Source organism: Lysobacter claricitrinus (assembly GCF_045866565.1).
Lineage (GTDB): Bacteria > Pseudomonadota > Gammaproteobacteria > Xanthomonadales > Xanthomonadaceae > Cognatilysobacter > Cognatilysobacter claricitrinus.
Map to the genome: position 1 here is coordinate 386,909 of NZ_BAAFZV010000003.1, position 19,171 is coordinate 406,079.

Sequence of the window (19,171 nt, forward strand, 5' to 3'; positions counted from 1 at the left end):
CTTCGAATCACCGCATTCCCTTCTGAATTTTTCTTTTTGAGGTAACTGCTAATGGCTGCCAAGGAAATCCGTTTCGGTGAGGACGCGCGCGCCAAGATGCTGCGCGGCGTCAACGTGCTCGCCAATGCCGTCAAGGCAACGCTCGGCCCGAAGGGCCGCAACGTCGTGCTCGAGAAGAGCTTCGGCGCGCCGACGATCACCAAGGACGGCGTGTCGGTCGCGAAGGAGATCGAGCTCGCCGACAAGTTCGAGAACATGGGCGCGCAGATGGTGAAGGAAGTCGCGTCGCGCACGTCCGACAACGCCGGTGACGGCACCACCACCGCGACCGTTCTCGCGCAGGCGCTGATCCGCGAGGGCATGAAGGCGGTCGCCGCCGGCATGAACCCGATGGACCTCAAGCGCGGTATCGACAAGGCGGTCACCGCCGCCGTCGCCGAGCTGAAGAACATCTCCAAGCCGTCGTCGACGAGCAAGGAAATCGCGCAGGTCGGTGCGATCTCGGCCAACTCCGACCAGAACATCGGCGACCTCATCGCGCAGGCGATGGACAAGGTCGGCAAGGAAGGCGTGATCACCGTTGAAGACGGTTCGGGCCTGGAGAACGAGCTCGACGTCGTCGAGGGCATGCAGTTCGACCGCGGCTACCTGTCGCCGTACTTCATCAACAACCAGCAGTCGATGCAGGCCGAACTGGACGACCCGTTCATCCTGCTGCACGACAAGAAGATCTCGAACGTGCGTGACCTGCTGCCCGTCCTCGAGGGCGTGGCCAAGGCCGGCAAGCCGCTGCTGATCATCGCCGAGGAAGTCGAAGGCGAAGCGCTGGCGACACTCGTCGTCAACACGCTGCGCGGCATCGTCAAGGTGTGCGCGGTCAAGGCGCCGGGCTTCGGTGATCGTCGCAAGGCGATGCTCGAGGACATGGCGATCCTCACCGGCGGCACCGTGATCTCCGAGGAAGTCGGCCTGCAGCTCGAGAAGGCGACGATCAAGGATCTCGGCCGCGCGAAGAAGGTGCAGGTCTCGAAGGAGAACACCACGATCATCGACGGCGCCGGCGAAACCGGTGGCATCGAAGGCCGCATCAAGCAGATCAAGGCGCAGATCGAAGAGACCTCTTCGGACTACGACCGCGAGAAGCTGCAGGAGCGCGTGGCCAAGCTGGCCGGCGGCGTTGCGGTGATCAAGGTCGGCGCGTCGACCGAGATCGAGATGAAGGAAAAGAAGGCACGCGTTGAAGACGCGCTGCACGCGACCCGCGCTGCGGTCGAGGAAGGCATCGTTCCGGGCGGCGGCGTTGCGCTGCTGCGCGCCAAGGCTGCGATCAAGGGCCTGACCGGCGCCAACGAAGACCAGAACCACGGCATCCAGATCGCCCTGCGCGCGATGGAAGCGCCGCTGCGCGAGATCGTGACGAACGCCGGTGAAGAGCCGTCGGTCATCGTCAACAAGGTCGTCGAGGGCAATGGTTCGTTCGGCTACAACGCCGCGACCGGCGAGTACGTCGACATGATCGAGGCCGGCATCCTGGATCCGACCAAGGTCACCCGCACCGCGCTGCAGAACGCCGCGTCGATCGCCGGCCTGATGATCACGACCGAAGCGATGGTCGGCGAGCTGCCGAAGAAGGACGAGCCGGCCATGGGCGGCGGCGGTGGCATGGGCGGCATGGGCGGCATGGATTTCTGATCGCTGCCGGGCCGCGGTCACGCTCGCTTTCGGGTTACTCCAGCGCGCCGCCGCGCGCCACGGGAACCCGCTTGCGATCACGACTGTCCCGCAAGACGAAAAGCCCCGCTTCGGCGGGGCTTTTTCTTTGCGCGAATCGCCGGGGGGATCGACGCCGTTGCCGACCGATGACGACCGCTGGCGCCGGCTCGGCGCGCCCGCCGGAAGTTGGCCTCCGCGCGCTCATGAACCTGTCCGACCGTTCGTCGCAGGGCGACAGGAATGTGACCCAAGTCGCGTTTCGTGAAGATAGGCTAAATCTCGGCCCCCACCCCGTCCTGTCCCGGCAGGGGGCTGCGTTCAACCACCGTCCAGTGGCTCCTATCCCCCCGAACTGACGAGGTTTGCCGTGAAGAAGTCTTCCACCCTGGCTCTATCCGTCCTAGCGTGTGCCTGCATGGCAGCGCTCGCCGCGGACGGTCTCCCGGTCACGTTCCTCCAGCCCGACGCGCCGTCGCCGACCGTCGACCCCAACGCCGCTCCGGTCGACGAGTCGCCGCAGCGCTGGTTCGTCGAACTCAGCAACGCGCCGCTGGCCGACCGCGGCTCCGCGGCGATGCTTGCGAGCGAGAAGCAGACGTTCCGCACCGCCGCGCGCAACGCGGGCGTCAAGTACGTCGAGAACTACGCGTTCGACAACCTGTTCAACGGCTTCTCGGTGACGGTGTCGCGCGCGCAGCTGAGCACGATCGCGCACATGCCAGGCGTCAAGGCGATCTATCCGGTCGAGACGATCGCGATGCCCGAGACCACGCCGGGTTCCACGTCGGATCCGGACCTCTACACCGCGCTGCAGATGACAGGCGCAGATGTCGCGCAGAGCAGCCTGGGCCTCGATGGCACCGGCGTGCGCGTGGCGGTGATGGACACCGGCATCGACATCGACCACCCGGCGTTCGGCGGTGGCGGCGTCAATGGCGGCACCGCATTCCCGAGCGCGCGCGTGGTCGCCGGCTGGGACTTCGTGGGTGATGCGTACGACGCGGGCACGAACCCGGTCCCGGTGCCGGATGCACGTCCGGACGACTGCGCGGGCCACGGCACGCACGTCGCCGGCATCATCGGCGCGAACGGCCAGGTCAAGGGCGTCGCACCCAAGGTGTCGTTTGGCGCGTACCGCGTGTTCGGCTGCGCGGGTTCGACGTCCGCGGACATCATGCTTGCCGCGATGGAACGCGCGCAGGCCGACCACATGCAGGTGCTCAACATGAGCATCGGCTCGGCCTACCAGTGGCCGCAGTATCCGACGGCGCAGGCTGCGTCGCGCCTCGTCGACCGCGGCGTCGTGGTCGTCGCGTCGGCCGGCAACGACGGCGCGACCGGCATGTACTCGCTCGGCGCGCCCAGCGTCGGCGACAAAGTCATCGGCGTCGCGTCGTACGACAACATCGGCATCGCGCAGCCCGCGTTCGCAATCTCGCCGGACGCCACCAAGGTCGGCTTCAACGCCGCCACCGGCGCGCCGCCGCCGCCGACGTCGGGCAGTGCGCCGCTCGCGCGCACGGGCACGACGTCCACGCCCGACGATGGCTGCGCGGCGCTGCCCGCCAACAGCCTCGCAGGCAAGGTCGCGCTGATCCGTCGCGGCACGTGCTCGTTCTACATCAAGGCGTCCAATGCACAGGCCGCCGGCGCGATCGGCGTGCTGCTCTACAACAACGCCGCGGGCGCGCTGAATCCGACCGTCGCCGGCACGCCGTCGATCAACATCCCGACGGTGGGCATCAGCGCCGCCGACGGCGCGCTGATCGATGGGCGCATCGCCGCAGGGCCGACGCAGCTCACGTGGGGCAATTTCCATGTGTCGCAGCCGAACCCGACGGGTGGCCTGATCTCGTCGTTCTCGTCGTGGGGCCTGTCGCCGGATCTCACGCTCAAGCCCGACATCGGCGCACCGGGCGGTTCGATCTACTCGACCTTCCCGCTGGAACTCGGCGGCTACGCCTCGCTCAGCGGTACGTCGATGTCGTCGCCGCACGTCGCGGGCGCCGCCGCGCTGCTGCTGCAGGCGCTGCCGCACACGCCGTCGCAGGCCGTCCGCTCGATCCTGCAGAACACCGCGCAGCCGTCGCTGTGGTCCGGTTCGCCGGGCCTGGGCCTGCTGGAGGCCACGCATCGCGCCGGCGCCGGCATGCTGCACATCGATCGTGCGATCGTCGAAGCGACGCGCGTCGAGCCGGGCAAGCTGTCGCTGGGCGAGGGCGAGGCGGGCCCGCAGACCCGCACGCTCACGTTCAACAACGGCGGCTCCACGCCGGTCACCTACACGTTGAGCGGCGTGCAATCGATCGGCACGTACGGCAGCACGTTCACCCCGTCGTACTTCATCGGCGGTGGCGTCAACGTGGCCTTCTCCGCCCCGACCGTGACGGTCGCGCCGCATGGCACGGCGTCGGTCAACGTCACCATCACGCCGGCGCAGACAGGCCTCGGCATCGACGGCGGCATCTACGGCGGCTACGTGGTGATGACGCCGAACGATGGCAGCAGCACGTTGCGCGTGCCGTTCTCGGGCTACATCGGCGATTACCAGACGCGCCAGGTGCTGGTGCCGACGGCGAACGGCTTCCCGTGGCTCGCCAAGCTCACCGGCAACTCGTACTTCAACCAGCCGTCGGGCGCGACGTATTCGATGGCCGGCAATGACGTGCCGTTCTTCCTCATCCACTTCGACCACCAGTCGTCGGCGATCCGCATGGACGTGCGCGACGCCAATACCGGTCGTTCGTGGCACATGGCGCTGTCGACCACGTACTTCGGCCGCAACTCGTCGGCGACCGGCTTCTACGCGTTCTCGTGGGACGGCACAACGACGCAGGGCCGCAACACCTACGTCGTGCCGAACGGTCGCTACACGGTGCTGCTGCAGGTGCTGAAGGCGAACGGCGATCCGGCGAACCCGGCGCATTGGGAGACCTGGAACTCGCCGGTCATCACGGTCGCCCGCTGACCCGGTGAACAGGGCCGGCCAAGGACGGCCGGCCTGAACCGTACAAATTTTGCTGCGCTGCAGCGTGCATTCCCCATCACGTGTCTTTAACGATAGACATGCACCCGACGTGGGGGAGGGAGCAAGGGCCCGCTGGTGGCAACGCCAGCGGGCCTTTTTTCGTCCCGGCTCCGCAGCGGCCGCATGACAGAATGCCGCGCATGAGCGAACCGACCCGCGCCGCGGATGCCGTCGACGCCGCGGTCGAGCGCGCGGTCCATCGTCTCGCCGTCGACCACGCCGCCCGCGACCGCATCGCCGCGATCGCCCGCACCAGCGACTTCGCCATCGACGTGCTTGCGCGCGATGCCGCGCTGCTCGCGCAACTGCTCGCGGACGACGGCGCAACGCCCGTCGCCGAACCGTCGCTCGATCCCGCAATGCCCGGCGACTGGCCGTCGCAGCTTCGCCGCTATCGCACCGCTGCGTCGACGCGCCTCATCTGGCGCGACGTGCACGGCCTCGACGACGTCGACGCGACGCTGGCGGGCAGCACGCAACTTGCCGAGCGTTGCCTGTCGCTGGCGATGGAGGCGATCGAGGCACAGTTCGTCGCGCGCCACGGCCACGTTCGCGACGCCGACGGCCGCGTGCAGCGGCTGGTCGTGTTCGGACTCGGCAAACTCGGCGGCGGCGAGCTGAATTTCAGTTCGGACGTCGACCTCGTCTACGCGTACGAGAACGGTGGCGACTCCGACGGACCGCGTCCGCTCGACGCGGAAGGCTATTTCACCCGCCTCGGCCAGCAACTGGCGAAGCTGCTCGACGAGGTCACCGCCGACGGCTTCTCGCACCGCGTCGACCTGCGCCTGCGGCCGTTCGGTAGCGCAGGGCGGCTGGCCTGGTCGTTCGCTGCGCTCGAGCAGTACTTCCAGCGCGAAGGCCGCGACTGGGAGCGCTACGCCTGGCAGAAGGCGCGGCCCGTCGCCGGCGACATCGACGCGGGCGAGCGGTTCCTCGAAACGCTGCGGCCGTTCGTCTATCGGCGCTATCTCGATTTCGGCGCGCTCGACGGCCTGCGCACGATGAAGGCGTCCATCGCCGCCGAGGTCGCGCGTCGCGAGCTCGTCGACGACATCAAACGTGGCCCCGGCGGCATCCGCGAGATCGAGTTCCTCGTGCAGGCGCTGCAACTGATTCGTGGCGGCCGCGAGCCCACGCTGCGCGGCCGTCGGCTGCTGCCGTCGTTGCGTGCGCTGGTGGGCGCGGGCCATGTCGACGCCGAAACGGGCGATGCGCTCGCATCCGCGTATCGCACGCTGCGCCGCGTCGAAAACCGCCTGCAGATGCTGCGCGACGCACAGACCCATGCGTTGCCGGACGACGAGGTCACGCGTAAGCGCATTGCGACGGGGCTCGGGCATCGCGACTGGGACGAATTCCGCGCCGCGCTGGATGCGGTGCGCTCGCGGGTAACGACCGAATTCAACGCCCTGCTCGCGCCGCGCGAACGCGCCGCAGCGCCCGATGCGCTCGCGACCTACTGGTGCGCGCTTCCGGGTGGTGGCGATGCCGCGACGCTCGCCGACGCCGGTTTTCCCCAGGCCGACGAGGCCGATGCGCTGCTGCGCGACTTTTCGCGGTCGCCGGCCGTCAACGCGCTCTCCGACGCCACGCGCGCACGGCTCGATCGCGTCATGCCTGCGCTGCTGCACGGCGCTGCGCAGTCGCGCGAGCCGCTGCTGGCGATGCGCAGGCTGGTTGCGCTGGTCGCGAACGTGCTGCGCCGAAGCGCGTACCTCGCGCTGCTCGACGAACAGCCGGCGGCCCTCGAACGCCTCGTCGACGTTGTCGCGCACAACGCACTGCTCGCGGAACGGCTCGCGGCCTATCCGCTGTTGCTCGACGAATTGCTCGACGCGCGCATCGCCGGTGCGCTCCCGACGCGCGACGAGATGTGCGCCGCCTGCGCCGCCGCGGTTCACGACATCGACGACACCGAGCACGCACTGCGCGCCCTGAATGAGGTGCGACAGGCGCTGAGCTTCCGCATCGCGATGGCGGTGCGCGATCGTCGGCAGCCGGCGGACGACAGTGCGCGACAGCTCGCGTGGCTGGCGGATGCGGTGGTCGCGGTCGTGGTGCGCATCGCCGAAAACGAAGTGGCGTCGGCGAGCGGCCGCGTTCGGGGCGCACGTTTCGCGGTGCTCGGCTACGGCAGCCTGGGTGGCGAAGAGCTGGGCTTCGGCTCGGATCTCGATCTCGTATTCCTCTACGACGCGCAGTCGGGCGCGGAATCCGACGGCGCGCGTCCACTCGACGCGCAGCGCTGGTTCGCGCGTCTTGCGCAGAAGGTCGTGGCCCTGCTCGGGGCGGCGACCGGTGCGGGTCGCCTGTACGACGTCGACGTCCGCCTGCGGCCCGACGGCGCAAAAGGCCTGCTCGTATCGAGCCTCGCCAGCTTCGCGGGTTACCAGCGCGAACGCGCATGGACGTGGGAGCACCAGGCACTGGTGCGCGCGCGTTGCATCGGTGGTGATGGCTCGCTCTGCGAGGACTTCGAGCGCGTGCGTGCGGAAGTGCTCGGCCGACCGCGCGATACCGCAGCAGTCATGGAGGACGTGGCCAAGATGCGGCAACGCATGCGCGCCGAACTCGATCGCTCCGACGGCGCGAGCTTCGACCTCAAGCAGGGCGACGGCGGGCTCGTCGATCTCGAATTCGTGCTGCAGGCGCTGGTGCTGGCCCACGCGTCGCGCGCACCCGCACTGCTGCATCCACGCAACACGCGCGCGCTGATCGATGCATGCCGCAACGCCGACGCCATGGATGCGACGGTCGCCACGCCGCTCGCGGAGGCGCATGCGTTGATGCTCGCGCGCGGTCTCGATTGCACGCTCGACCGCCGCGCGCGACGCGTGCCGCCCGACGCCGCAGTCGACGCCGCGCGGGCGATCGTCCGCGAAGCCGCGCAGGGCTGCGGCCTTCGTTTCGCGCAATGACCGCGCGAGGTGGAATGATCATTCGCGCCGCCGATGCCAGCGATGCACCGGCGGTGGCCGCGCTATCGGCGCAGCTCGGCTATCCGGTCACGGAGGGCGACATCCGGATGCGGCTCGAGATGTTGACGGCCGACGCCGGAAGCGTCGTCTACGTTGCGGTGCTCGACCGCGATGTCATTGGCTGGATCGCCGCGTCACGACGAATCACCGTGGAATACGGCGTCGCGCACGAGATCACGGGGCTGGTGGTCGACGCGACCCGCCGCCGCACGGGTGCCGGGCGCGCGCTCGTCGATGCCGCGCATCGGTGGGCCGCGGAGCGCGGCGCCGATGCACTGGTCGTCCGCTCGAACGCCGCGCGCGAGACCTCGCACGCGTTCTACGCCGGCATCGGATTCGCGCGGACGAAGACGCAGCACGTCTACCGACGCGCGATCGATCCGGCGTCGGCCTGAGGCCTACTTCGACGGCGAGGGCAGGCCAAAACGTTCACGCAGCAGCGCGGCGACGCGCTGCGTTTCACGCATCGGCTCGGCCTCGAACGCTTCGAGATTTCGCGACAGCGGACGAATGCGTCCCGCATCGCGCAACGCCTTGACGAAGCGCCGCTGCCGTCCGCGCACCTGTCGATCGCCGGCAACGAACACCGGCGCGCGTGTCGCACAGGCTTCGGACAACATGTTCACCGAATCGGCCGTGCAGACGATGCGGTCCGCCCAGCCGAGCAGCGCCGCGTAGGGGTTGCGACCGTCCACCGACCCGGTCCACACCACGCCCGGCAATCCGCGCAGACGCTTCTTCACCCGCGCGACCATCTTCGGCGGCGTGCGGCGCGACGTCGTCGCCAGCACGCTGCCGCCTTCGGTCTCGATCAGCGCGCGCACGTCGCGCAGCCAGCGATCGAGGCGTCGCATCGACATGCGCATGTTCGATGTCGGCCCGCCGATCAGCAGCGTGGTGCGCGGCCCCGGCAGCGGACCGAATGCTGCGAAGGCCGCGCGCGATGCGCCGAGCCATGTGTCCTGCACCGGGTTGAGCGATCCGATCAGTTCGATCGCGTTGGGCGCACGCAGGCGGTCGTGCGCGGGTGCGATCACCACGTCCCAGTGCGACGTGCGGATGCGTGGATCGAGGATCTGCACCGCGTGCGCGCCGCGTGCGCGAAGCAGCCGCGTCGCCAGCGCCGCCTGCCGCCCGCAGCCGACCACCAGCGTCGTTGCGAGGTCGGGATCGCGCAGGCGCTGCTCGAACTCGGCGCCGAACGCACGCTCGGCATCGCCGACGATGCGCGGCGCGAACCAGCGCCACGGCAGCCGGGCGGTGACGACGAGATCCTGCGTCGGCAGCTTCAGTGCATCGGCCAACGCGCGCGCCTGGCGCACGTTGCCCGCATGGCCGTCGGTGACGACGAGGGTTCGGATGGGGGTTGAACGTTGCACGGGTCGGATCGATCCGTTCTGGGGCCGGCCACGGCCGTTTCGCGGGCGTGACTCTACACTGCGCGCACCCCACGTCGAGGAAACGCCGATGTCGCAGCCGCTGTCGCAGGAGGCGCTCGACCAGCTGTTCGTCACCGCCCGCACCCATAACCGCTTCACCGGCACCGTCAGCGACGAGACGCTGCACAGGCTCTACGAGCTGGTGAAGATGGGCCCGACCACCGCGAACGCATCGCCGGCGCGCTTCGTCTTCCTCAAGTCGGCGGAGGCCAAGCAGCGGCTCGCGCCGGCGCTGGACGAAGGCAATCGCGCTAAGACGCTCGACGCGCCGGTCGTCGTCATCGTCGCTTACGACATGGCGTTCTACGAGAAGCTGCCCTATCTGTTCCCGCATACCGACGCCAAGGGCTGGTTCGACACCAAGCCCGAGGCGCATCTGGAAACCATCGCCCTGCGTAACGGCTCGCTGCAGGGCGCGTACCTGATCCTCGCGGCGCGCGCGCTCGGCCTCGATACCGGGCCGATGTCGGGTTTCGACAATGCCAAGGTCGACGCCGAGTTCTTCGCCGGCACCAGGATCCGTTCCAACTTCCTCGTCAATCTCGGGGAAGGCGATTTCAGCCAGGTCTTTGCCCGTTCGCCGCGCCTGCCGTTCGACGAAGCAGCGCAAATCCTCTAAGCGACACCACCACGGAGTTCCCCATGTTCAAGCGCATCGCCCTCGGTCTCGCCCTGGCCGGCCTCGCCGGCGCCGGCTTCGCCGCGCCGCTCAGCTACAAGATGGACGCCAACCACACGCAGGTCACCGCGACGTGGTCGCACTTCGGTTATTCGCATCCGTTCGCCAACTTCGGCCAGGTCGACGGCGTGATCGTGTACGACCCGAAGAACGTCGGCGCGTCGTCGGTCAAGGTGACGCTGCCGCTCGCCGGTCTCGATTCCACCGTGCCCGCGCTCGACGAACACCTGCGCAGCGCCGACTTCTTCGAAGCCGAGAAGTACCCGACCATTACCTTCAACAGCACGAAGGTGGAAGCCGCGGGCGACAAGAAGCTGCGCGTCACCGGCGACCTCACCGTGCACGGTGTCACCAAGCCGGCGGTGCTCGACGTCACCATCAACGGCGCCGGCCCGCATCCGATGACCAAGCGCGAGGCGGTCGGTTTCGATGCGGTGACCACGATCAAGCGCAGCGACTTCGGCGTCACCAAGTACGTGCCGAACGTGAGCGACGACATCCAGATCCGCATCACCACCGAAGCGATGGTGCCGAAGGCCGACGGCGAGCCGACGCCGCCGAAGAAGAAGTAACGCCATGGTCATCGAGCGCCCGGGCGATTCGCGCGGCCATGCGAGGCACGGTGGTTGGCTCGACAGTCACCACACGTTCTCGTTCGGCAGCTATTACGACCCGCAGTGGATGGGCTTCGGGCCGCTCCGCGTGATCAACGAAGACCGCGTTGCCGGCGGCGGGGGCTTCCCGCCGCACGGCCACGCCAACATGGAAATCCTGTCGATCGTGCTAGACGGCCAGCTCGCGCATCAGGACAGCGCGGGCGGTGGCGGCACGATCGGTCGCGGCGAAGTGCAGTGGATGAGCGCGGGCCACGGCGTGCAGCACAGCGAGTTCAACGGCTCGAAGACCGAACCGGTGCACTTCCTCCAGGTCTGGATCCAGCCCGACCGCGTGAACGCCGAGCCCGCCTACGCGCAGCGCCCGCCACAGCCCGGCGACGAGAGCGGTGACTGGGTGCTGCTGGCATCGCCCGACGGCGCCGACGGCAGCATCCCGATCCGCCAGGACGCCCGCCTGTACCGCATCACGCTCGCCGCCGGTGCCAGCGCGCACCAGGCGCTCGACAGCGACCGCCGCTACTGGCTGCAGGTCGCGCGCGGCACCGTCTACGCCGCCGAGCGCGTGCTGCGGGCGGGCGACGCACTGGGCTTCGTCGACGAGGGCGAGCCGATCGCCATCGAGGCCAATGGCGACGCCGAGGTCCTGCTGTTCGACCTGCCGCACTGACGGAGCGTCGCGGGGCGGCTGGTAGAATTCGCGGCCTCACCGCACCGTCCCAGCGTCCATGACCGACCGCATCGCCACCAGCGCCCCGCAGACCGCCGAACCGGCCAATGCCCGCCAGCGCTACGTCGTCGGCCAGAAGGACCTGCCGCTGAGCTGCCCGCTGCCGGAAATGGCGCTGTGGAACTCGCATCCGCGCGTGTACCTGCCCATCGAGGCCGAGCGCGAGTGCCAGTGCCCGTACTGCGGCGCGCACTTCGTGCTGGAGGACTGAGGCGTCCGCGGCCTCGCCCGCATGACGTCCGTCCCGCATCGCCGCCTCACCGTCGTCCAGCTGCTGCCGGCGCTGGAATCGGGCGGCGTCGAGCGCTCCACCCTGGAAATCGCGCAGGCGCTGGTCGAGGCCGGGCATCGCGCCGTCGTCGTGTCGCGTGGCGGGCGGCTGGTGCCGCGGCTTGAAGCGATGGGCGCGGAGCACGTGACGCTGGATATCGGGCGCAAGTCGCCGATGGTCTTTCGCCACGTGGGCGCATTGCGACGCGCGATGGATGGCGCGGACATCGTGCACGCGCGCTCGCGCATGCCGGCGTGGGTCGGGCTGATGGCGCTGCGCGGCATCGATGCGTCGCGCCGCCCGCATTTCGTTACCACCGTGCACGGGTTGAATTCACCATCGCGCTACAGCGCAGTGATGACCCGTGGCGAACGGGTGATCTGCGTGTCGCGCACCGTGCGCGACTACGTGTTGCGCCACTACCTGTCGACCGACACGGCGAAGCTGCGCGTGATTCCGCGCGGTATCGATGCCAGCGCATTCCCGCGCGCACCGCAGCCCGATCGCGACGCACGCGCCTGGGCGGCATCGCAGCATTCCGCGCTGCAGGGTGCCGGCCCGCTGCTGTTGCTGCCCGGTCGCGGCACGCGCCTGAAAGGACATGGCGACGGCCTCGCGCTGCTCGCGAAGCTGCGCGCCGACGGTATCGACGCGCGCCTGTGGCTGCCCGGCGCGCGCGAAGCCGGTCGCGAGGCCTACATCGCCGAGCTCGAACGCGAGGCCGCGCAACTCGGCATCGCCGACGCGATCGCATTTACCCCGCCCACCGACGCCATCGCGCGTGCGTACGCCGCGAGCGACCTCGTGCTGCAGCTGTCGCGCAAACCCGAATCGTTCGGGCGCACGGTGATCGAGGCGTTGTCGGTGGGTCGACCGGTGCTCGGATGGGCGCATGGCGGCGTCGGCGAACTGCTCGACGAGTTCGAGCCGCAGGGCTCGGTCGCCCCATTCGATCTCGACCGCCTGCACGCCGTGGCGCGCGATCTTCTCGCGCAGCCCCCGGTACTGCCGGCTAGCATTCCGCTCACGTTGCAGGCCATGCAGGAGGCGACGCTTGGCGTCTACCACGAACTCGCCGGCTGACGGCGTGCCCGAAACCGGCTGGCGCTGGGCGCCGGCGTGGGTGCTTGCGTTCGTCGCGCTGTGGCCCGCGCCGGGTTACGCCGAGACGGTGCTGGTGCTCGGTGCGCTGATCGCGATGTACATGCTGGTGCGCGCGCGCTTCCGCGGCGGCACGCGGCTGCTGAGCGGGCAGGCCTGGGCGCTGACGACGTTGATGTTCGCGGCCTACTGGGTGCCGCGCCTCGTCTCGGCATTCGACACCTTCGACCCGCCGCGCTCGTTGCTCGACGCCGCCGCCGACCTGCGCCACCTGCCGTTCCTGTGGCTGGTCGCGGCATCGGTCGCGAATGCCCAAAGCCGGCGCATCACGTTCGCGGGGCTCGGCTTCATCGTGCTGGTGTGGGTCGGCGATGCGTTGCTGCAGGCGATGACCGGCGGCAGCCCGATCTTCAACCTGATCGACCATGCCAAGCACGCGATCAGCGGGCACGGCATGTGCCCGGCCGACGCCGCGTTCGCGGTCGACCGGCTCAGCGGTTTCCTCGGGCCGTGCAACCTCAAGCTTGGCCAGGTCGTCGCGAGCCTGTCGCCCTTCCTGCTGTACGAGGCGGCGCGACGTTTTCGCGCGACCGGGTGGCTGGTGGCCGCGGCCGGCGTGGGCATCGTGATCGTGCTCGCGGGTTCGCGCGCGTCGTGGATCACCTATGGCCTTGTGCTGGTGCTGTCGGGCTGGCGCCTGCTGGGCTGGAAACGCCTGATCGGCGTGTTCGCGTTCGGCGCTGTGGCGCTCGCGCTGGCTACGGTGAGCGTGCCGCAGGTGCGCGAGCGCATCGAACGCACCGCGCTCGTGCTCGCGGGCGACCATCGCGACGTCGACAGCGCGCTGTCGGGACGCGGTCGCATCTGGTCGGCGGCGACGTGCATGGTGCGCGAGCATCCGTTCAATGGCATCGGCGTGCGCCGCTTCCGCCAGGCATTCCCGTCCTGCGATCCGCTTCCCGGACAGCGCGCCGAATGGGGCGACGGCCCGGCGCTGCACGCCCACCAGATCGTGCTCGAAATCCTCAGCGAAACCGGCATATTCGGCCTGGTGCTGTGGCTCGCCGGCGCTGCGCAGGCGTGGCGCGCGTGGCGATACGCGGACCCGGAAGCGCGACGGCATGCGCGGCCGGCGATGTATGCGCTCGTCGTCACCGTGTTCCCGCTCAATACGCACCTCGCGTTCTATTCGACGTTCTGGGGTGGGCTTACGCTGATGTTGTTCGCGCTCTACGCCGGCAGCCTGTACGCGACCGATCGCAACGCGACGGCGAACGTCGACGCATGAGCGACGCAGCGAGCCCGACGTCCGCCGGACCGGTGCCACGCGGCGCGCGTCACTGGCCGATGCGTGCGGGCATCGCGCTGCTGGTCGGCCTCGCGCACCTGCCGTGGTGGTTGCAGCGCGCGCTCGGTGGCGCGCTCGGTGCGGTGGCGTTCGTGCTGGCAACGCCGCGACGGCACGCGGCGCGCGTCAACCTGCGCCTGTGTTTCCCCGAGCTCGACGAAACAACCCGCTCGCGCCTGTTGCGCGACACTTTCCGCGACTTCGGCATCGGCCTGTTCGAATTCGCGCGCGCGTGGTGGGGCGGGATCACGCCGATGCGCCGCGACGTCGTCATTGAGGGCCTCGACCAGCTGCGTGCGCTGCAGGCGCAGGGTCGGGGCGTACTGATGATCTCCGGCCATTTCATGACGCTGGAAATGTCCGGTCGCCTGCTGTGCGACCACGTGCCGCTCGCCGGCATGTATCGGCGTTATCGCAATCCGGTGATGGAGTGGGCGGTGAAGCGCGGTCGCCTGCGTTACGCGGCAGCGATGTTCGCCAATGACGAGATCCGCGCGGCGATGCGCCATCTCAAGCAGGGCGGGTTCCTCTGGTATGCGCCGGATCAGGACATGCGCGGCAAGGACACGGTGTTCGCGCCCTTCTTCGGCGTGCCGGCGGCGACGATCACCGCGACGCACCAGTTCGCGCGCCTGACCGGTTGCGCGGTCGTGCCGTTCTTCCATCGTCGCGAAGGCGGGCGTTACGTGCTGCGCATCGCACCGCCGCTCGAGGATTTTCCCTCGCAGGATGCCGCGGCCGACAGCGCCCGCGTCAACGCGGCGATCGAAGCGATGGTGCGCGAAGCGCCGTCGCAGTACCTGTGGATCCATCGCCGCTTCAAGCGTCGCCCGCACGGCGAGGCCGCGCCCTACTGATGGACGCCCCTGTCCGCGATCGCCTCGAGCCGCTGCTGCGTGCGCTGTATTCGCTCGCGCTGTACGTGCTGACGCCGATCACCGTCTATCACCTGATCTGGCGCGGCTTCCGGCAGGCGGCGTACTTCGAGCGCTGGAGCGAGCGTTACGCGAATTTCGGCCCGCCGCGCGACCATCGCGTGCTGTGGGTGCACGCGGTGTCGGTCGGCGAAGTGAATGCCGCGATTCCGTTGGTCGATGCGTTGCTCGAACGTCGTCCCGATCTTCGCCTGCTGGTTACCACCATCACGCCGACAGGCTCCGCGCGCGTGCGATCGCTGTGGGGCGATCGCGTGGACCACGTCTACCTGCCGTACGACCTGCCGGGCGCGGTGTCGCGATTCCTGCGGCATTTCCGCCCATACGCCGCGCTGATCATGGAAACCGAGCTCTGGCCCAACCTGCTGTTCGGCTGCCGCGACCACGGCGTTCCGGCCTACGTGCTCAACGCGCGGTTGTCGGCGCGATCGCTGCGCGGCTACCAGGTTCTGGCACCGCTGGTGCGGCGCGCGGTGCGCACGTTGCGTGGCGTTGGTGCGCAGTCGCACGCTGATGCGCGCCGCTTCGTCGCGCTCGGCGCAGTGCAGGAACGCGTGCACGACACCGGCAACCTCAAGTACGACATGACGCTGCCGGCATCCGTCCACGCATTCGGCCGCGACTGTCGCGCGCGCCGTGCGGGCCGCCTCGCGTGGATCGCTGCGAGCACGCACGTCGATGAAGAAGCCGCCGTCATCGCCATCCATCGACGCCTGCGCGAACGCTGGCCCAATCTTTTGCTGATGTGGGCGCCGCGACACCCGGAGCGCTTCCGCGCCGCGTGCGAGCAGTCGACCGCGGCGGGCTTCCGCACGTCACGTCGCTCTCAGGACCGTTGGGCGACGCCCGATTGCGACGTCTTCGTCATCGATACGCTCGGCGAGCTACTGAACTTCTATGCCTGCGCGGACGTCGCCTTCGTTGGTGGCTCGTTGCAGGCCGTCGGTGGCCACAACCTGCTGGAACCCGCGGCGACGGGAACGCCGATCACGACCGGGCCGCACCTGCACAACTTCGCCGACATCTCGCACCGGCTCGCCAGCGCCGGCGCGCTGCGCATCGCACAGGACGAGGCGGGCGTGGCCGCTGCATTGGAGGCGATGCTCGGCGACGACGGACTACGCGCGTCGATGGCGGATGCAGGGCGCGCACTTGTCGAGTCGGGACGCGGTGCGCTGGAACGCACGCTGGCGCTGGTCGATGCGGACCTGCCGGCAAGCATGTAGACGCAGCCGCGCTGGAAGTTGTTCGGCAAACAAAAAGGCCGTCGTTTCCGACGGCCTTTTCATTGGGGCATACCCGACTGGTTTACGGCGTAACCGGGATCGGCGGCGGCGCACTCACCGTCAGCAGGCGATTCACTTCCTGCAGGTCGTCGATACCGAGGGTGCCGACCGACTGCGCCAGCAGCAGGCGCGCCTGCAGGAACGTGTAGCGGGCCTGCGAGTACAGGCGCTGCGCGACGAACACGTTCTGCTGGTTGTTCAACACGTCCAGCACGGTGCGCGTACCGACTTCAAGGCCGACCTGCGACGCTTCGAATGCCGCGCGTGCCGAGATCAGCGCCGCGCGGCGCGATTCGACTTCGGTGATGCCGGCGGCAAGCGCCTGGTAGGCCGCGTTGGTATTGCGCACCAACGCACGACGCTGCTGCTCCACCTGGTCGGCGACGACGTCGCGGTTGGCGATCGACTGGCGCACGCGCGACGACACCGCGCCGCCGGAGAAGATCGGCACGTTCAACGTCACGCCGACGCTCGGGCCGCGGCTCTGGCTGTCGATCGGATTGGTCGACGACAGGCTGCCCGAGCTGAAGGTGCTGTCACCGGTGGTCTTGCGATCACCGTACGAACCATTGAGGTAGAGCGTCGGCCAGTGGCCCGACCGCGCGGTCTCGATGTTCTCGTTGGCCGACGCGAGCTGTTCCTCGGCCGCGTGCAGCGACGGATTGTTCTCGATGGCGCGGGCGACGAACGACTCCACGCCGCCGTGCTCGGGCAGCGTCGGCTGGAAGTCTTCCGGCAGCGCCTTCAGCGCGCCGACCGGCTTGCCGGTGATTTCGGCGAGCGCCTGGTAGGAATCGAGCACCGCATTGCGGGCGACGATCGTGTTGGCGCGCGCGCTGTCGTACTGGGCGCGGGCTTCGTGCACGTCGGTGATCGGCGCAAGGCCGACTTCAAGGCGCTTCGATGCGGCGTCGAACTGCTTCTTCAACGCGGCTTCCGACGCTTCCGCGGCGGTCAGCGTTTCGATCGCGACCAGCGTGTTGAAGTAGGCGGCGGACGTGCGCGTGATCAGCGAGTCGTCCGCAGCCTCGAGATTGAAGTCGCTGGCGCGGCTCAGCGCCTGCTGGCTCTTGAGGATGGTGAAGCGCGAGCGATCGAACACCATCTGCTGCACATCGACGCCGAGCGAACGCGTGGTCGTGTTGCTCTGGGTGTCGCCGCTGAAGCGCACCGGCTCGCCCGTTGTCGGGTCGAACTGCGTCTGCGACGACGGGCCTTCGCTGCGCGACTTGTCGAGCGACGCGCTTCCGTTGATCTGCGGCAGCAGCGCCGCGCGCGCCTGCACCTCACCCTCGCGCGTGGCGAGCCGACCCGACTGCGAGGCCGCGAGCTGCGGGTCGCTGTCGCGTGCGAGCGCATAGACCTGCAGCAGGTCTTCCGCGGAGGCGGCCGCGGGGGCCAGGGCAATCACGAGGGCAAGGACGAGCGGACGGCGGATCATGTCGGGAGATTCCTGGAAAACCGCGCGTTCGGCGCGGCGTCGTCATGGCAAACCGGGATCCGGCGCCCGCATGGTCCCCCTGCGGGCATCGGACTCAGAACTGGAACACCGGCACCGGCGCGGTGCCGGCGAGGTAGGGAATATCGGTTTCGAACAAGGACTCGATGCGCGCGGTGCCGTTTTCGTTGCGGACGCGCACCGCTTCCATCGCCGGCGAATGGCCGCGGACGATGAACATGCGGCCGCCCGGCTTCAGCATCGCGATGAAACGCTGCGGAATCGTGTCGACCGCCGCATTGACGCAGATCACGTCGAAGTGGCGATCGGTCGTCCACGTCAGCGCGTCGGCGACTTCGAAACGGGTATTCGCGACGCCGACATGCTCGAGGCGCGCACGGGCAGCCTCGACGAGGTCGGCATGCCGGTCGATGCTGGTCACTTCGCGCGCGAGCTTGGCCAGGCACGCGGTGACGTAGCCGCTGCCCGTGCCGATCTCCAGCACGTCGTCGGTGTCCTTCGGACGCAGCGCTTCGAGCGCGCGACCGGCGACAACCGGCTTCAGCATGTATTCGCCGTGCGCCAACGGAAGCGCGACGTCGGCGTACGCGGCGCCGAGATACGCCGTCGGCACGAACGCCTCGCGCGGCACGTCGGCCAGCACGTCGATCACGCGCGGGTCGAGCACGTCCCACGGGCGGACCTGCTGTTCGACCATCATTTCGCGGGCGTGGGCGTAGTCGGGCGTCATCGGCGTGGATCGGTGGGAAAAAGGACGGTAATTCTACCGGGACGGGCCCGTGGCTCCGGGGTGTTCAGGATCGCGTGCGACCGCCGAAACGCCCGAGTGCCGGAAGTCACCGGGACTGCGGTCACGATCGGCGCTCATCGGCGGCCGTATGCGCGAAGGAACATGTCAACGCATGCGGCAACGTGTGCGGTGGGCGTCAGGTTGACCTCGTCGCCACATCCGCAGCCGAACACCATGCGCGCATGCGGCTCGCCCTTGAGTAGCGTGAAGAACTGCGACGACGCGAGCGCGGTGTCGGCAATATCGAGTTCGCCCGTCGCCACGCGGCCATCGAGCAGCGCGGCGAAACCGTCCTGCACGCGGCGCGGGCCGGATTCCCAGAACAGCTGCGGCAGGTCTGAATTCGCGAGCTGCGGGCTGCACAGGATGCGGTGGCCGGCGATGGCCTCGGGCGACGAAATCATCGCGTAGAACGCGCTGGCGATCTCCGTCAGGCGCTCGCGCACCGGCGTTTCAGGGCGGTCCTCGAACAGCGACGACGGCATGCCGTTCGCGCAATGCGACTCCACGGCCGCGGCGAACAACGTCTCCTTGTCGCCGAAGTGGCTGTACACGGTGAGCTTGCTGACGCCGGCCTCGGTCGCGATCTGGTCCATCGACACCGCGTCGAAACCCAATTGCACGAACAGCTTCTTCGACGCCTCGAGGATGGCCTCGCGCTTGGCGAGATCCTTCGGGCGGCCGGGACCCGTAGCGCGGACGGCGGCTTGGTCAGTGCGGCTGGGGCGTGGCGTGGCCATTGGTCGGAATCCTACTCGAAATACTGGACCGTGGCGTTCGGTAATTTTACAGTACCG

Annotated in this window: 16 protein-coding genes; 12 read left to right on the plus strand and 4 right to left on the minus strand. The window is 68.9% G+C overall.

Annotated elements, in window-relative coordinates; genetic code table 11:
• Positions 1-51 precede the first annotated feature (51 nt).
• The 4 genes from groL (at position 52) to ACKTTN_RS13725 (ending at position 8,117) form a co-directional block, all read left to right on the plus strand.
• Complete coding sequence (gene groL, locus ACKTTN_RS13710) at positions 52-1,692, plus strand: chaperonin GroEL (RefSeq protein ID WP_407910456.1); 1,641 nt, start codon at positions 52-54, stop codon at positions 1,690-1,692.
• 436 nt (positions 1,693-2,128) lie between these two features.
• Positions 2,129-4,681, plus strand: coding sequence for a S8 family serine peptidase (locus ACKTTN_RS13715; protein ID WP_407910457.1), 2,553 nt, complete (start codon positions 2,129-2,131; stop codon positions 4,679-4,681).
• 191 nt (positions 4,682-4,872) lie between these two features.
• A complete protein-coding gene (gene glnE / locus ACKTTN_RS13720) occupies positions 4,873-7,662 on the plus strand; it encodes a bifunctional [glutamate--ammonia ligase]-adenylyl-L-tyrosine phosphorylase/[glutamate--ammonia-ligase] adenylyltransferase (protein WP_407910458.1) in 2,790 nt (929 codons plus the stop codon).
• Positions 7,663-7,676: 14 nt separating this feature from the next.
• The gene (locus ACKTTN_RS13725) at positions 7,677-8,117 is read left to right on the plus strand and encodes a GNAT family N-acetyltransferase (protein WP_407910459.1); all 441 of its coding nucleotides are present in this window, start codon (positions 7,677-7,679) and stop codon (positions 8,115-8,117) included.
• Positions 8,118-8,120: 3 nt separating this feature from the next.
• Here ACKTTN_RS13725 and ACKTTN_RS13730 read toward each other — a convergent pair whose 3' ends face one another.
• The gene (locus ACKTTN_RS13730) at positions 8,121-9,101 is read right to left on the minus strand and encodes a mitochondrial fission ELM1 family protein (RefSeq protein ID WP_407910460.1); all 981 of its coding nucleotides are present in this window, start codon (positions 9,099-9,101) and stop codon (positions 8,121-8,123) included.
• Between the two features lie 88 nt (positions 9,102-9,189).
• Here ACKTTN_RS13730 and ACKTTN_RS13735 point away from each other — a divergent pair, with 88 nt between their 5' ends.
• The 8 genes from ACKTTN_RS13735 to waaA are packed head-to-tail and all read left to right on the plus strand — an operon-like array spanning position 9,190 to position 16,065.
• Entirely contained in the window at positions 9,190-9,780 is a 591-nt protein-coding gene (locus ACKTTN_RS13735; RefSeq protein WP_407910461.1) for a malonic semialdehyde reductase, read from the plus strand.
• A gap of 23 nt (positions 9,781-9,803) precedes the next feature.
• Complete coding sequence (locus tag ACKTTN_RS13740) at positions 9,804-10,412, plus strand: YceI family protein (protein ID WP_407910462.1); 609 nt, start codon at positions 9,804-9,806, stop codon at positions 10,410-10,412.
• Positions 10,413-10,416: 4 nt separating this feature from the next.
• On the plus strand, positions 10,417-11,124 hold the full coding sequence (locus ACKTTN_RS13745) for a pirin family protein (RefSeq protein ID WP_407910463.1): 708 nt from the start codon (positions 10,417-10,419) through the stop codon (positions 11,122-11,124).
• Positions 11,125-11,182: 58 nt separating this feature from the next.
• Entirely contained in the window at positions 11,183-11,395 is a 213-nt protein-coding gene (locus ACKTTN_RS13750; RefSeq protein WP_407910464.1) for a zinc-finger domain-containing protein, read from the plus strand.
• 21 nt (positions 11,396-11,416) lie between these two features.
• The gene (locus ACKTTN_RS13755) at positions 11,417-12,538 is read left to right on the plus strand and encodes a glycosyltransferase (RefSeq protein ID WP_407910465.1); all 1,122 of its coding nucleotides are present in this window, start codon (positions 11,417-11,419) and stop codon (positions 12,536-12,538) included.
• On the plus strand, positions 12,510-13,844 hold the full coding sequence (locus tag ACKTTN_RS13760; RefSeq protein WP_407910466.1) for an O-antigen ligase family protein: 1,335 nt from the start codon (positions 12,510-12,512) through the stop codon (positions 13,842-13,844). Before ACKTTN_RS13755 ends, ACKTTN_RS13760 begins: the two co-directional genes overlap by 29 nt.
• On the plus strand, positions 13,841-14,761 hold the full coding sequence (gene lpxL, locus ACKTTN_RS13765) for an LpxL/LpxP family Kdo(2)-lipid IV(A) lauroyl/palmitoleoyl acyltransferase (RefSeq protein WP_407910467.1): 921 nt from the start codon (positions 13,841-13,843) through the stop codon (positions 14,759-14,761). Before ACKTTN_RS13760 ends, lpxL begins: the two co-directional genes overlap by 4 nt.
• Positions 14,761-16,065 (plus strand): lipid IV(A) 3-deoxy-D-manno-octulosonic acid transferase, encoded by a 1,305-nt coding sequence (gene waaA, locus ACKTTN_RS13770; RefSeq protein ID WP_407910468.1) that lies wholly within the window; start codon positions 14,761-14,763, stop codon positions 16,063-16,065. The genes lpxL and waaA overlap by 1 nt, the downstream gene beginning before the upstream one ends.
• A gap of 82 nt (positions 16,066-16,147) precedes the next feature.
• On the opposite strand, the gene ACKTTN_RS13775 is transcribed toward waaA, so the two are convergent.
• From ACKTTN_RS13775 to ACKTTN_RS13785, 3 genes are all read right to left on the minus strand, one after another.
• Complete coding sequence (locus ACKTTN_RS13775) at positions 16,148-17,566, minus strand: TolC family outer membrane protein (protein ID WP_407910469.1); 1,419 nt, start codon at positions 17,564-17,566, stop codon at positions 16,148-16,150.
• Between the two features lie 94 nt (positions 17,567-17,660).
• The gene (locus tag ACKTTN_RS13780; protein ID WP_407910470.1) at positions 17,661-18,314 is read right to left on the minus strand and encodes a protein-L-isoaspartate O-methyltransferase family protein; all 654 of its coding nucleotides are present in this window, start codon (positions 18,312-18,314) and stop codon (positions 17,661-17,663) included.
• Between the two features lie 134 nt (positions 18,315-18,448).
• Complete coding sequence (locus ACKTTN_RS13785; protein ID WP_407910471.1) at positions 18,449-19,114, minus strand: TetR/AcrR family transcriptional regulator; 666 nt, start codon at positions 19,112-19,114, stop codon at positions 18,449-18,451.
• Positions 19,115-19,171: the final 57 nt, after the last annotated feature.

What these genes read in the sequence shown, in the direction of transcription:
- groL (WP_407910456.1), top strand. Translation starts at nt 52, where the DNA reads ATGGCTGCCAAGGAAATCCGTTTCGGTGAGGACGCGCGCGCCAAGATG.
- ACKTTN_RS13715 (WP_407910457.1), top strand. Translation starts at nt 2,129, where the DNA reads ATGGCAGCGCTCGCCGCGGACGGTCTCCCGGTCACGTTCCTCCAGCCC.
- glnE (WP_407910458.1), top strand. Translation starts at nt 4,873, where the DNA reads ATGCCGCGCATGAGCGAACCGACCCGCGCCGCGGATGCCGTCGACGCC.
- ACKTTN_RS13725 (WP_407910459.1), top strand. Translation starts at nt 7,677, where the DNA reads ATGATCATTCGCGCCGCCGATGCCAGCGATGCACCGGCGGTGGCCGCG.
- ACKTTN_RS13735 (WP_407910461.1), top strand. Translation starts at nt 9,190, where the DNA reads ATGTCGCAGCCGCTGTCGCAGGAGGCGCTCGACCAGCTGTTCGTCACC.
- ACKTTN_RS13740 (WP_407910462.1), top strand. Translation starts at nt 9,804, where the DNA reads ATGTTCAAGCGCATCGCCCTCGGTCTCGCCCTGGCCGGCCTCGCCGGC.
- ACKTTN_RS13745 (WP_407910463.1), top strand. Translation starts at nt 10,417, where the DNA reads ATGGTCATCGAGCGCCCGGGCGATTCGCGCGGCCATGCGAGGCACGGT.
- ACKTTN_RS13750 (WP_407910464.1), top strand. Translation starts at nt 11,183, where the DNA reads ATGACCGACCGCATCGCCACCAGCGCCCCGCAGACCGCCGAACCGGCC.
- ACKTTN_RS13755 (WP_407910465.1), top strand. Translation starts at nt 11,417, where the DNA reads ATGACGTCCGTCCCGCATCGCCGCCTCACCGTCGTCCAGCTGCTGCCG.
- lpxL (WP_407910467.1), top strand. Translation starts at nt 13,841, where the DNA reads ATGAGCGACGCAGCGAGCCCGACGTCCGCCGGACCGGTGCCACGCGGC.
- waaA (WP_407910468.1), top strand. Translation starts at nt 14,761, where the DNA reads ATGGACGCCCCTGTCCGCGATCGCCTCGAGCCGCTGCTGCGTGCGCTG.
- ACKTTN_RS13775 (WP_407910469.1), bottom strand. Translation starts at nt 17,566, where the DNA reads ATGATCCGCCGTCCGCTCGTCCTTGCCCTCGTGATTGCCCTGGCCCCC.
- ACKTTN_RS13780 (WP_407910470.1), bottom strand. Translation starts at nt 18,314, where the DNA reads ATGACGCCCGACTACGCCCACGCCCGCGAAATGATGGTCGAACAGCAG.
- ACKTTN_RS13785 (WP_407910471.1), bottom strand. Translation starts at nt 19,114, where the DNA reads ATGGCCACGCCACGCCCCAGCCGCACTGACCAAGCCGCCGTCCGCGCT.